Raw genomic sequence first — 12,272 nt, 5'->3', positions numbered from 1 at the left:
CTCGCCGGGCGTCATCCCCGCTGGGCGAGGAAGCTGACCAGGACCTCTTCGCCGACCGCCACGTCCGTCACGTCCTCGTCGACCACGATGAGGCAGTTCGCCTCGGCCAGCGACGCGAGGAGGTGCGACCCGGAGGTACCCAGCGGCTGCACCAGGTACTCGCCGTTGTCGGCGTCGCGCAGCAGCTGGCCGCGCAGGTAGCCGCGCCGTCCCTTGGTCGAGGTCAGCGGCGACAGCAGCCGCGCGCTCACCACCCGCCGGTAGGGGTTGCGCTTGCCCAGCGCGGCCCGGATCAGCGGCCGGACCAGCACCTCGAACACCACCAGGGCGCTCATCGGGTTCGCCGGCAGCAGGAACGTCGGCACCGCGTCCGGCCCGAGCCGGCCGAAGCCCTGCACCGAGCCCGGGTGCATGGCGACCCGCGTCACGTCCACGTCGCCGAGGTCGGCCAGCGCGGCCCGCACCTCGTCGCCGACGGCCCCGCCCACACCGCCCGACACGACCACGATCTCCGACAGCAGCAGCCTGCCCTCGACGACCTCGCGCAGCCGGCGCGGGTCGGACGACTGGATGCCGACCCGGCTGACCTCGGCCCCGGCGTCCCGCGCGGCGGCGGCCAGCGCGTAGGAGTTGACGTCGTAGACCTGCCCCTGGCCGGGGGTGCGGTCGACGTCCACCAGCTCCTCGCCGACCGAGATCACCGACACCCGCGGCCGGGGGTGGACCAGCACCTTGTTGCGGCCGACGGCGGCGAGCAGGCCGACCTGGGCCGCGCCGATGGACGCGCCGCGGCGCACCGCGACGTCACCGGTCTGCACGTCCTCGCCGGTGCGCCGGACGAACGCCGCGGACGGCACCGGTCGCCGCACGGTCACCTTCGCCGCGTGCCCGTCGGTGTAGCCGACGGGCACCACGGCGTCGGCCAGCGTGGGCAGGGGCGCGCCGGTCGCGACCCGGACCGCCTGGCCGGGTTGCAGCCGCCTGGGCTGGCGCGACCCCGCGGGGATCTCGCCCACCACCGGGAGCGTGACCGGTTCCTCGTTGGCGGCCTGCACGTCCACGCTGCGCACCGCGTAGCCGTCGACCGCCGCCTGGTCGAAACCGGGCAAGGCGCGCTCGGCGACGACCTCCTCGGCGCAGAGCAGGCCCTGCGACTCGGAGATCGCCACCCGCACCGGGGCGGGCCGCACCGCGGCGGCGACGACCCTGGCGAGCTGCTCGTCCACTGACCTCATGTGTTGAACCTCGATCTAGGCGTCGGCGAGGCGCGCCCGCAACCACTCCCCCAGCTCGGGCCCGTAGTCCGGGTGTTCCAGTGCGAAGTCAACCGCAGCTTTGAGGAATCCCCCCGGATTGCCCAGGTCGTGTCGCCCACCGCGGTGGACGACGACGTGCACCGGGTGGCCCTCGTTGATCAGCAGCGCGATGGCGTCGGTGAGCTGCAGCTCGCCGCCCGCGCCGGGCGTGATGCGCTTGAGGGCGTCGAAGATCGCCCGGTCGAGCAGGTAGCGGCCGGCCGCGGCGAACGTCGAGGGGGCGTCCTCGGGCTTGGGCTTCTCGACCATGCCGACGACCTGCTTGACGTCGTCGTCCCCGGTGTCCTTGACGTCGAAGACGCCGTAGGCGGAGATCTGGTCCTTGGGGATGTCGAACGCGCACAGCACGCTGCCGCCGAGCTTCTCGCGGACCGCGGCCATCTTCTTCAGCACGCCGGTGGGCAGCACGAGGTCGTCCGGCAGGAGGACCGCGACGGCCTCGTCCTCGCCGGTCAGGTTCGGTTCCGCGCAGGCGACCGCGTGGCCGAGGCCGAGGGCCTTCTCCTGGAGGGCGGTCTCGACGGCGAGCAGGTTCGGCGCGCGGCGGACCTTGGCGACCAGGTCGTGCTTGCCGCGTTCCTCGAGCGTCGCCTCCAGCTCGGGCTGCGCGCGGAAGTACTCCGCGACCGCGTCCTTGCCGGGGGAGGTCACGATCACGAGCTTCGTCGCGCCGGCCTCGGCGGCCTCGGTGGCGACGAGTTCGATGCCAGGGGTGTCGACGACCGGCAGCAACTCCTTGGGCACCGCTTTGGTGGTGGGCAGGAAGCGCGTGCCGAGTCCCGCCGCCGGCACGATTGCTGTCTGGAAGGCGCTCATGGCCTGCGAGCGTAACGGCGCGCTTAGGGTGACCTGCCATGACGTCCCGTGAACGTGACCGGAAGGCGACGCTGCGCACACGGCTGCGGGCGGCACGGCGGGGCGCGACCATGCCGCCGATGTCGGCCGAGGCGCTGCTCGCCGTCGCCGCTTACGACGTTCCCGCTGGTGGGACGGTGTGCGCTTACGTCGCTTCGGCGGTCGAGCCGGGGTCGTTGGCGATGGTGGAGGCGCTGCGGTCGCACGGGCTGCGGGTGCTGCTGCCGGTGGTGGTCGGGGAGGCGTTGGACTGGGCCGCCTACGACGGCCGGTTGCGCGTGGGCGCGTTCGGGTTGCGGGAGCCGGTGGGGCCGTTGCTGGGGGCGGCGGCGGTCCGGGAGGCGGCGCTGGTGCTGGTGCCGGCGTTGGCGGTGGACCACGGCGGGGTGCGGCTGGGCCAGGGCGGCGGGTACTACGACCGGGCGTTGGAGTTGTCCACAGGTCCGGTGGTGGCGGTGGTGCGGGACGAGGAGTTCGTGCCGGCGTTGCCGGCGGAGCCGCACGACGTGCGGGTGGACGCCGTGCTGACCCCCGGGCGTGGGCTGGTGCGGCTGCCGCTGTGACGTTGACCTGTGATGTTTGCGCCACCTGTGCCGGGTGGCGCATCATCGGTGTTGGCACTCGCGACGCAGGAGTGCCAACCAGGACTCGTGGAGGGTTCACCGTGCCGACCTACCAGTACGCCTGCACCGAGTGCGACCACCGGTTCGAGGCGGTGCAGTCCTTCTCGGACTCCGCGTTGACCGCGTGCCCCGAGTGCTCCGGCAAGCTGCGCAAGCTCTACGGCGCGGTCGGTGTCGTGTTCAAGGGCAGCGGCTTCTACCGGACCGACAGCCGTTCGTCGTCGTCTTCGTCCTCCTCTTCTTCGTCGTCTTCGTCTTCGTCGAAGAGCGAGTCGTCCACGTCTTCGTCCTCTTCGACCCCGGCTGCCGCCGCCTCCTGACCGGCTGGTTGTCCACAGGCCCCCGAGTTGTCCACAGCTCGGGGGTTCGCACTGTCCGACCGTCGAATCCCTTCGTAACGTCGAGACCGTGCTCCTCCACCTCAGAAGGATCCTGGCGGGCCTGTTGGCCCTGGTAGCCGTCGGTGTGGCCCTGATGCCGGACCGAGGTGCCGTCGACGTCGCGGTGACCGCGCGCGACCTGCCGCCCGGCGTGCCGCTGGGCGGGGAGGACGTGCGGGTGGTCGCCGTCCCGACCGCGTTCGCGCCCGCGGGGGCGGTGTCGCGGGAGGAGGCGTTAGGCCGGGCGCTGGTGGGCGGTGCCAGGTCGGGCGAGCCGCTGACGGACGCGCGGCTGACGGCGGCCGATCCGGGCGTGTCGTCGGTGGCCGTGCGGCTGGCCGACACGGGCGTGGCCGGCCTGCTGCGACCGGGGAGCCGGGTGGACGTGGTGGGCGCGGAGTCCACCGTGCTGGCCTCGGACGCCTCGGTGGTCGCCGTGCGCGACGGCGAGGTGGTCGTCCTGTCCGCCACCCACACCGCAGCCCGCCGCCTGGCCGCCGAAACCCTGGCCGGCCCGGTCGCCCTGGTCCTGCGCTGACACACCGCCCATCCACCCACCACCGCCCATCCACGCAGCACCGCCACGGCGGGTCCGCCCTATCCCCGACCCGAACCACCTACCAGCCGCCAGCCGCCGTCTGCCGCTACCACCCGCCGGTCGCCGTCTGCCGCTACCACCCGCCGGTCGCACTGCCACCGCCAGCCCGCACCGCCGTGCATCGGGCCGCACGAACGACACGGGCCGCACCACCAACCGCACACCTGCCCACCAACCACCGAACCACCGGTCAGCCCGCCACCACTCCCGCACGCCCTGAACACCGAGCCGCCCATCACCCCAGCGGCCGCCGCCTCGACCTCCCAGGGGTCACCGCACCACTCAACGGCGGCTCCACGGCGACCCAGCAGCCGTCAAGAGCGGCCGGAGGGCGGTCGGGGGGCAGGTCGGCGGCCCCCTGGGGCAGCCCCGGCCGGGACCCGAGGGCGACTCGCCGGCAGCCCGAAGTGCGAGCCGGCGACGGCCCGACCAGCAGCCGTGGTGGGTCGACCGACAGCCGGCGGTCGGTCGGCGGTGACCTGGCAGCAAGCGGCGCAGCGGCCCGACGGGTAGTTCGGCGGCAGTCGGCAGCGGCCCGATGGGCGAGCTGGCGGCCTGGCCACCAGCCAGCGGTCGGTCGGCAGCTCGGCGGCAGTCCGGCCGCGCCTCGGCGGGTGACCGGCGGCGGGTGGTGGCAACCGGTGAGGGCTCGGCGGCGGCTCGGCGGCACGGCCTCCGGCTCGACGCGGCCCGCCGGCGGCTGAGCGGCAGCCAGCAGCGACATGGCGGGCCACCGACGGCGGCTCGGCCGCGGGTCGCCGGCAGCTCGGCCGCGACCCGGCGGGCGACCGACGGCGCGTCGGCAGCGGCTTGGCGGCGGCTCAGCGGGCGACAGACGGCGGATAGGCGGTGGCTTGGCCGCAGGTGGAAGGCGGCTTGGCGGTGGCTCGGCCGTGAGTCTGTGGCGGGGTCGGCGGTGGCGTGGCCGTGGGTGGCCAGTGGTCGGCGGTGGCGTGGCGGTCGGGTGGGAAGTGGCCCCCGCGTGGTCGGGCCCCGCGTGGTCGGGCGGCCGCTGACCGGTTGACCGCGCCGCGACACACAGGCCGGCAACGTCACCGATCGGCTTCGGGGCGTTACCCTCCGCTAGCCCCAACCCGTACCCCGAACGGAGGAACCAGACCGTGATCAAGGGCTTCAAGGACTTCCTGATGCGCGGCAACGTGATTGATCTCGCCGTGGCGGTGGTCATCGGTGCCGCGTTCACCGCGATCGTCACCGCGTTCACCACGAACCTGATCAACCCGATCATCGCGTTGTTCGGCGGCAGCAACGTCAACGGCCTGGCCGTGCAGCTCGGCAGCAGCGACAAGACGATCGTCGACTTCGGCGCGATCATCACCGCAGTGATCAACTTCCTGATCGTGGCGGCGATCGTCTACTTCATCTTCGTGCTGCCGATGAACAAGCTGAAGGAACGGCGCAAGCGCGGCCAGGAGCCGGGCCCCGCCGAGCCGACCGACGTCGAGCTGCTCAAGGAGATCCGCGACCTGCTCGCCGCCCAGCGCCAGCGCCAGGACTGACCGCGGAAGGGGTCGTCCGACCGACACGGGACACGGCCGGGCTTGCCTAGCATCGCCCGGTCACCCTCCGACGAGACCGGAGGTGAGGGAAACCGGAGGCCCCTGACCGCAGGAGCAGAAGCGCCCGACGACCGGGGTGAGGTTCGCCGCCGCACACGCGGTCCTCGTCGGCGGGAGGGTGCTGTTGCTTCGGCGGCGCGGCTCGGCCACGCCGCTTCGGCACGCCGATCGTGCGGGTGCACCACGGACACGCCGACGGTCAGCGTCGGCGGTTGATCCGCGGCTGGGGACGGAAGCGCCGGTGGCGGGTCAGCCGCCGTGGTGCGGAGGTCGGTTGTCCTCGTACCACCGGTCGTCGCGCCCGGTCGGGCGGGGTTCGTCCGACGAGCCCTCCGGCAGCACGTCACCGAAGACCTCGGCCAGCCGACGACGCCGTGCCGCCTCCTCCGCGGCAGCGGCGGCCGTGGCGGCGTCGGCGTCGTCAGCCGGCTCGGTCACGACTCGTCCAGCCCCGACAACTGCTCGATCACGTAGGGCACGAGGGCGGACAGCGTCGCCATGCCGTCGCGCACCGCCGACCGCGACCCGGCCAGGTTCACCACGAGGGTGCTGCCGGACACGCCGACGAGCCCCCGCGAGATGCCCGCGTCCACGGCCCCCGCCGCCAGGCCCGAGGCCCGCAACGCCTCCGCGATGCCGCTGATCGGCCGGTCGAGCACGCCCTGCGTGGCGTCCGGCGTGACGTCGCGCGGCGACACGCCCGTGCCGCCGACGGTGACGACCAGGTCGACCCCACCGATGACCGCGGTGTTCAGTGCGGCGCGGATGCCCACGACCTCACCCTCCACCGCGACCGTGCCGTCGACGATGAACCCTGCTTCCTCCAGCAACTCCGTGACCAGCGGGCCAGTGCTGTCGTCGTGCTCACCGTGCGCCACCCGGTCGTCCACGATCACGACGAGGGCGCGTCCCAGGCGCTGCGCGCTGCGTTCCATGCGCGTCACCGTAACCAATCGGCGGACCCGGCGGTTCCGTGACGTCACGCTGCCGCGACCGCGCGGCCGTCCCGCCTCCGGTGACGTGCGGGTTCTCCCCGGCGGCACGTCCGCCACGCCGGGGGACCCCCGCCGAGGTGAAGGCTCGCGTCCTCCGGGCGGCAAACGGCCACCGCCGAAGGCCACACGCCCTCACGCGCCGAACACGACACGTCCGCGTGCCGAACACCACATGCCCACGTCGAGCGGCAGGCACCCGAGCGGCACGAGGCGGCCCGGCGGGTGCGGCGCACCGCGGGTGGCAAGCGGTTGCCGGTCAAGCGGTGCGTGGTGCGCTCAGCGGCAGCCGCACCTCGAACCGGCAGCCCGGGCCGTGGTTGCGGGCGGTGATGGTGCCGCGGTGGGCCTCCACCAGGCCGCGCGCGATGGCCAGCCCCAGCCCGCGGCCGACCGGCTGCCGGTGCGGCGCGCCGCGGAACGCCACGTCGAACACCCGCGGCAGGTCGGCGTCCGGGATGCCGCCGCACCCGTCGTCCACGCGCAGCACCGCCGACGAGCCCTCCACCTCCACCCGCACCTCCACCACGCCCTCCGGCGGGGTGTGGCGGATCGCGTTGGACAGCAGGTTGCGCACCACCCGCGCCAGCTCCGGGTCGCTGCCCGGCACCACCGGCCACGTCACCGCGTCGCCCCGCAGCCGCACGCCCTTGCGCGCGGCGACCGGGTGCTCCGCCGCCACGACCTCGCTCACCACGTCCGCCAGCGGCACGTCCGCGAACGTCAGGCGCAGCGCGCCGGCGGTGATCCGGGACAGCTCGAACAGGTCGTCGACCATCCGCGACAACGCCTCCGCCTCGCCCGAGATCCGCCCCGCGTACTCGGCGACCTCGTCGCGCCGCGCCACCACGCCGTCGGCCAGCGCCTCGGCCATCGCCCGGATCCCGGCCAGCGGCGTGCGCAGGTCGTGGCTGATCCACGCCACCAGCTCGCGCCGCGACGCCTCGGCGGCCCGTTCACGCTCCCGCGCCTCGCTCTCCCACACGCTGCGCCGCGCCACCGCCCGCCCGAGCAGGACCGCCGTCGGCACGGTCACCAACGCCACCAGCAGGCACACCAGCAGGGCCGTGGTGAGGATCGGGGTGAACATGAACCCGCTCACCGCGAGCACCCCGCCGAGGGTCGCCACCACCGGCACGAGCGCCAGCACGGTCAGCGCGGTGGCCAGCGACCCGTTCGACGACCGCCGCAGCACCACCGCCCCGACCAGCGCGAGCGGCAGCGAGAACAGCACCGCGTAGGGCAGGACGTGGTAGATCTCGGTCAGCATCACGCGCCGCCGTCGTACCGGTAGCCGACGCCCCACACGGTGGCGATCCGCACCGGCCGCGCCGGGTCGGCCTCCACCTTCTCCCGCAGCCGTCGCACGTGGACGGTCACGGTGGACCGGTCGCCGAACTCCCAGCCCCACACCCGCGACAGCAGCTCGGTCCGGCCGAACGCCGTGCCGCGGTGGGCCAGGAAGAACACCAGCAGGTCGAACTCCCGCGTGGTCAGCGACAGCTCCCGCCCGTCCAGCCACGCCGCCCGCGCGCCGACGTCCACCCGCAGCCCGCCGTCGGTCAGCACCGACGCCGACCGCGCCGGCGCCACCCGCGACCGCCGCAGCACCGACGTCACCCGCAACGCCAGCTCACGCGGGCTGAACGGCTTGGTCACGTAGTCGTCCGCGCCGAGCCGCAGCCCGGCGATCCGGTCCTCCTCCTCGCCCAGCGCGGTCAGCATCACCACCGGCACCGCGCTGCGCGCCCGCAGCCGCCGGCACACCTCCAGCCCGTCCACGCCGGGCAGCATGAGGTCCAGCACGACCAGGTCCGGCTCACGCTCCGCGACCCGCCGCAACGCGCTCTCGCCGTCGCCGACCAGCTCCACCTCGTGCCCGGCCAGCTCCAGGTACCGGCGCACCACGTCGCGCACGGTGACGTCGTCGTCCACGACGAGCACCCGTCCGGTTGTCTCACCCACGTCACGCCCCACAGTCGGTCGGCAGTCGACCGCAGTGTGCCGCCCGCACGGGCGACGCACGGCAAGAGGCCGCACGCCGACGGGTGAGGGCACCCCGCCGGTATGCGGCCTCCACGACCGGCTCGGGCACGTGAGCCGGGGCTTGCGGGCCTAGCGGATCTCCACGGGCTGGCTGCCGAGCGTCACCTCGACCGTGCGGTTCCCGCCGATGGTGAGCTGCACCTTGTCGCCCGGCGCGCGGGACCGCACGGCGGCCACCAGGGCGTCGGAGGTGTCGATGGGCCGGTCGCCGAACTTGGTGATCACGTCGCCGGCCTTGATGCCGGCCGCCTCGGCCGCGCCGCCGCCGGTGACGGCCCGGATCTCCGCGCCGCCCTCCCGCGCGTCCACCACCTGGACGCCGAGCACGGTCTGGGTGGCCTTGCCGGTCTCCGACAGCTCCTTGGCCGTGCGGCGGGCCTGGTCGATCGGGATCGCGAAGCCGATGCCGACCGAGCCGCCCTGCGACGACTGGCTGGAGTTCGGGCTGTAGATGGCCGAGTTGATGCCGACGACCTGGCCGCGCATGTTCACCAGCGGGCCGCCCGAGTTGCCGGGGTTGATCGCGGCGTCGGTCTGGATCGCGTTGAGCACGGTCTCCACGCCGCCCTGCTGGCCGCCGGCGCGCACCGGGCGGTTCAGCGAGCTGACGATGCCGGACGTGACCGTGCCGTTGAGGTCGAACGGCGAGCCGACGGCCACGACCTGCTGGCCGATCCGCAGGTCGCCGGAGTTGCCCAGCTCGGCGGTGGGCAGGCCGGAGACGTCCTCCATCTTGACCACGGCGAGGTCGGACGTGGGGTCGCGGCCGACGATCTTCGCGTCGAACGCGCGGCCGTCCTGGAGCTTGACCTGGATCGGGCCGCCGTTGGCGGCGGTCTCGACCACGTGGTTGTTGGTGAGCACCAGGCCGTCGGAGCTGAGCGTGAACCCGGACCCGGCGCCGCCGCTGACCTGCACCTGGACCACGGTCGGCAGCACCTTCTGGGCCACCTGCTCGATCGAGCCCGCCGGGGCGTCGGCGCTCTGCTGCGCGGGCGGGGCCTGGTCGAGCGCGTTGGTGACCGGCCGGGCCTCCTCGGCGGCCTGGAAGCCGACGTAGCCGCCGACACCGCCCGCGACACCGCCGACGGCGAGCACGAGCGCCGCGACGCCGGCGACGACCTTGCCGCGTCCCCGCGGCCGGGGCGGCGCGGCCGGCGCGGCGCCGGGGTGCGCGTAGTAGGGGCCGCCGGGCTGCGCCGACCCCGAAGGGGTGGGGATCGGCGAGCCGGCGTGGTCGTGTCCGGCGCCCTGGTGCGGCACGCCGTACGGACCGGTGTGCTCCGGACGGTGGAAGCCGGCGTGCCAGCCCTCCGACCCGGACCCCGGCAGTCCGGCGCCGCCCTGCACGGCGCCGGACCCACCGGTTGCGGTCTGGCCCGCGCCGCCCTGCACAGCGCCGGCCACACCTGCTCCGGCCGGACCGGCGCCGCCCTGCACGGCACCCACCCGACCGGTTCCCGACTGGCCGGCGGCGGCCGACGAGCCGAAGTCATCCGGGTGACCGGCGCGGTGCGCGGCCGGCGACCCGGGTACGGGCCCGGCGGCGCTCGGGTGAGCGACCGGCGAGCCGGAGTTCGAGGGGTCGTTCGTGGTGACGCTGTCGGGCCGGAGCGCGTCGTCGCCGGCCGTCCCGGCGACCTCGGCGGGCCGGCCGGCGCTGCCCTGCACAGCGCCCGCCGACCCGCCGGTCACGTCCTCCGACCGCGACGGGCCTGCCTGCCAGGCGCCCGGCGCACCGGTGGACCCCGACGCGCCGGCGCCGCCCTGCACGGCACCCGCGTCGTCGGCGTCGTCCTGACCGAGTCCGGCGCCGCCGCCACGGGCCCACGGGCTCGGCGGCTGCGACTGCTGCGAGTGCGGCGGCTGCGACTGCTGAGGCGGCTTCGGCTGCTCGTCATCGGTCATGTCCACCACTGTGCGGTGCCCGCCTGAGAGCAGCCTTAAACGAAACTGGGCATCAGTTGTGAGTCGCGGCGCGAGCGTGACCCGGACGGGTCAGCCGACGGTCCCGCGCAGCCGCTCGGCGATCTGCTCCGGGGTCGCGTCGTTGATCCACACGCCCATGCCCGACTCGGAGCCCGCGAGGTACTTGAGCTTGTCCGCGGTGCGCAGCACCGAGAACACCTCCAGGTGCAGCCAGGCCAGGTCACGGCCGGTGCGCACGGGTGCCTGGTGCCAGGCCGCGATGTAGGGCAGCGGGCGGTCGTAGAGCGCGTCGAGGCGGTGCAGCACGGTCAGGTAGAGGGCCGCGAAGTCGTCGCGCTCGGCGTCGGACAGGGCGGGCAGGTCGGGCACCTGCCGGTGCGGGACCAGGTGCACCTCGACCGGCCAGCGGGCCGCGGCCGGCACGAACGCCGTCCAGTGCTCGCCCTCCGCGACCACCCGCGTGCGGGCCGCACGTTCGGCGGCCAGAACATCACCCATCAGTGGACGGCCGTGTGACGCTTGGTAGTCCGCCGCGACGGCCAGCATCCGCTCCGTCTTCGGGGTCACGAAGGGGTAGCCGTAGATCTGCCCGTGCGGGTGGTGCAGCGTGACGCCGATCTCCTCGCCCCGGTTCTCGAACGGGAAGACCTGCTCGACGCCCGGCACCTCGTTCAGCGCCGTCGTGCGGTCGGCCCACACGTCCACCACCGTGCGGACGCGGGACGCCGGCAGCGAGCCGAACGACGTGGTGTGGTCGGACGTGAAGCACACGACCTCGCACCGGCCGCGCCCCGGCGCCCGCGCCACCATCGGCATCCCGTCCACAGTGGACGGCAGGTCGGGCACGCCCTCGGCGAACGACGGGAACCGGTTCTCGAACACCACCACGTCGTAGCTCGACTCGGGGATCTCGGTCGGCTTGCCCGGCGTCGACGGGCACAGCGGGCACAGGTCCGCGGGCGGCTTGTAGGTGCGGGTCTGGCGGTGCGCCGCCATCGCCACCCACTCGCCGGTCAGCGGGTCGCGCCGCACCTCCGACAGCGGCTGCGCGCGCGGCAGGTCGCGGGTGTCGACCGCGTCGCGCGGGGGCGCGTCGGGCGTGTCGTCGAAGTAGATGATCTCTCGACCGTCGGCGAGCTTCCCGGTCGTGCGCCTCACGCCAGTTCCTCTCCGCGTCCCGGCACGTGCGCCAGGACCAGCTCTCCCACCTGCTCGCCGAGCACCGCGCGGGCGGGCTCGGCCAGTCCCTCGTCGGTCACCAGCACGTCCGCCTCGTCCAGCGCGGCGATGGTGGAGATGCCGACGGTGCCCCACTTCGTGTGGTCGGCGACCACGACCACGCGGCCGGCCGCGTCGACCAGCGCGCGGTCGGTCTCGCTCTCGTTCAGGTTGGGCGTGGTGAAGCCGGAGCGCTCGGCCATGCCGTGCACGCCCAGGAACACCACGTCCAGGTGCAGCGACCGCAGCGCCTGCACGGCCACCGGTCCGACCAGCGCGTCCGACGGGGTGCGGACGCCGCCGGTCAGCACGACCGTGCGGTCGGTGCGCCCGCTCTGCTGGAGCACGTCGGCGACCCGGATCGAGTTCGTCACCACGGTGAGGTCCGGGATGTCGTCGAGGAACCGGGCCAGCGTCCACGTGGTCGTGCCGGCGGACAGGCCGATCGCCGTGCCGGGGCGCACCAGGCCCGCGGCGAACGCGGCGATGGCCTCCTTCTCCGGCAGCTGGCGCACCGACTTCGCCTCGAAGCCCGGCTCGTCGGTGCTGCGGCCGACCACGGACGTGGCGCCGCCGTACACCTTCTCCACCAGGCCGCGCGCGGCCAGCACGTCCAGGTCGCGGCGCACGGTCATGTCCGAGACGCCCAGCCGGACGACCAGGTCGCTCACCCGCACCGCGCCGGTGCGGCGGACCTCTTCCAGGATCACCGCTTGTCTCTGGCGGGCCAGCACG

General features: G+C 74.3%; 13 protein-coding genes. 4 read left to right on the top strand and 9 right to left on the bottom strand.

Going from position 1 to position 12,272, the window contains the following annotated elements:
- Positions 1-11: 11 nt before the first annotated feature.
- Positions 12-1,235 (bottom strand): molybdotransferase-like divisome protein Glp, encoded by a 1,224-nt coding sequence (glp, locus tag ACWEFJ_RS27975; protein ID WP_378090811.1) that lies wholly within the window; start codon positions 1,233-1,235, stop codon positions 12-14.
- Between the two features lie 15 nt (positions 1,236-1,250).
- Positions 1,251-2,132 (bottom strand): UTP--glucose-1-phosphate uridylyltransferase, encoded by an 882-nt coding sequence (locus ACWEFJ_RS27970; RefSeq protein ID WP_378090812.1) that lies wholly within the window; start codon positions 2,130-2,132, stop codon positions 1,251-1,253.
- Between the two features lie 38 nt (positions 2,133-2,170).
- Between ACWEFJ_RS27970 and ACWEFJ_RS27965 the strand changes: the two genes are divergently transcribed.
- The 4 genes from ACWEFJ_RS27965 (at position 2,171) to mscL (ending at position 5,292) form a co-directional block, all read left to right on the top strand.
- The gene (locus ACWEFJ_RS27965; protein WP_449715532.1) at positions 2,171-2,734 is read left to right on the top strand and encodes a 5-formyltetrahydrofolate cyclo-ligase; all 564 of its coding nucleotides are present in this window, start codon (positions 2,171-2,173) and stop codon (positions 2,732-2,734) included.
- Positions 2,735-2,835: 101 nt separating this feature from the next.
- Positions 2,836-3,114 (top strand): FmdB family zinc ribbon protein, encoded by a 279-nt coding sequence (locus ACWEFJ_RS27960; RefSeq protein WP_449715531.1) that lies wholly within the window; start codon positions 2,836-2,838, stop codon positions 3,112-3,114.
- A gap of 88 nt (positions 3,115-3,202) precedes the next feature.
- A complete protein-coding gene (locus tag ACWEFJ_RS27955) occupies positions 3,203-3,712 on the top strand; it encodes an SAF domain-containing protein (protein WP_449715530.1) in 510 nt (169 codons plus the stop codon).
- A 1,181-nt stretch (positions 3,713-4,893) separates the two neighbouring features.
- Positions 4,894-5,292 carry a large-conductance mechanosensitive channel protein MscL gene (gene mscL / locus ACWEFJ_RS27950; protein ID WP_378090816.1) on the top strand — a complete coding sequence of 133 codons (399 nt, stop codon included), beginning with the start codon at positions 4,894-4,896 and terminating at the stop codon, positions 5,290-5,292.
- Between the two features lie 309 nt (positions 5,293-5,601).
- On the opposite strand, the gene ACWEFJ_RS27945 is transcribed toward mscL, so the two are convergent.
- The 7 genes from ACWEFJ_RS27945 to ACWEFJ_RS27915 form a co-directional block, all read right to left on the bottom strand.
- On the bottom strand, positions 5,602-5,790 hold the full coding sequence (locus tag ACWEFJ_RS27945) for a hypothetical protein (RefSeq protein WP_378090817.1): 189 nt from the start codon (positions 5,788-5,790) through the stop codon (positions 5,602-5,604).
- Positions 5,787-6,287, bottom strand: coding sequence for a MogA/MoaB family molybdenum cofactor biosynthesis protein (locus tag ACWEFJ_RS27940; protein WP_053719418.1), 501 nt, complete (start codon positions 6,285-6,287; stop codon positions 5,787-5,789). The genes ACWEFJ_RS27945 and ACWEFJ_RS27940 overlap by 4 nt, the downstream gene beginning before the upstream one ends.
- A 316-nt stretch (positions 6,288-6,603) precedes the next feature.
- Positions 6,604-7,614, bottom strand: coding sequence for a sensor histidine kinase (locus ACWEFJ_RS27935; protein WP_449715569.1), 1,011 nt, complete (start codon positions 7,612-7,614; stop codon positions 6,604-6,606).
- Positions 7,614-8,309 carry a response regulator transcription factor gene (locus ACWEFJ_RS27930; RefSeq protein WP_449715529.1) on the bottom strand — a complete coding sequence of 232 codons (696 nt, stop codon included), beginning with the start codon at positions 8,307-8,309 and terminating at the stop codon, positions 7,614-7,616. Before ACWEFJ_RS27930 ends, ACWEFJ_RS27935 begins: the two co-directional genes overlap by 1 nt.
- Positions 8,310-8,459: 150 nt before the next feature.
- On the bottom strand, positions 8,460-10,298 hold the full coding sequence (locus ACWEFJ_RS27925) for a S1C family serine protease (protein WP_449715528.1): 1,839 nt from the start codon (positions 10,296-10,298) through the stop codon (positions 8,460-8,462).
- A 90-nt stretch (positions 10,299-10,388) separates the two neighbouring features.
- Positions 10,389-11,477 (bottom strand): galactose-1-phosphate uridylyltransferase, encoded by a 1,089-nt coding sequence (galT, locus tag ACWEFJ_RS27920; protein ID WP_449715527.1) that lies wholly within the window; start codon positions 11,475-11,477, stop codon positions 10,389-10,391.
- On the bottom strand, positions 11,474-12,271 hold the full coding sequence (locus ACWEFJ_RS27915) for a DeoR/GlpR family DNA-binding transcription regulator (RefSeq protein WP_106617254.1): 798 nt from the start codon (positions 12,269-12,271) through the stop codon (positions 11,474-11,476). The genes galT and ACWEFJ_RS27915 overlap by 4 nt, the downstream gene beginning before the upstream one ends.
- Position 12,272: the final 1 nt, after the last annotated feature.

It is taken from the genome of Actinosynnema sp. NPDC004786 (genome assembly GCF_053601135.1).
Note: the sequence above shows the minus strand (reverse complement) of the source record. Positions and strands in the feature narration are given on the sequence as shown.

Bases quoted from the DNA above. Each gene is read 5' to 3' on its own strand.
- ACWEFJ_RS27935 (WP_449715569.1), bottom strand. From the start codon at position 7,614: ATGCTGACCGAGATCTACCACGTCCTGCCCTACGCGGTGCTGTTCTCG.
- ACWEFJ_RS27925 (WP_449715528.1), bottom strand. From the start codon at position 10,298: ATGACCGATGACGAGCAGCCGAAGCCGCCTCAGCAGTCGCAGCCGCCG.
- ACWEFJ_RS27940 (WP_053719418.1), bottom strand. From the start codon at position 6,287: ATGGAACGCAGCGCGCAGCGCCTGGGACGCGCCCTCGTCGTGATCGTG.
- ACWEFJ_RS27965 (WP_449715532.1), top strand. From the start codon at position 2,171: ATGACGTCCCGTGAACGTGACCGGAAGGCGACGCTGCGCACACGGCTG.
- ACWEFJ_RS27970 (WP_378090812.1), bottom strand. From the start codon at position 2,132: ATGAGCGCCTTCCAGACAGCAATCGTGCCGGCGGCGGGACTCGGCACG.
- glp (WP_378090811.1), bottom strand. From the start codon at position 1,235: ATGAGGTCAGTGGACGAGCAGCTCGCCAGGGTCGTCGCCGCCGCGGTG.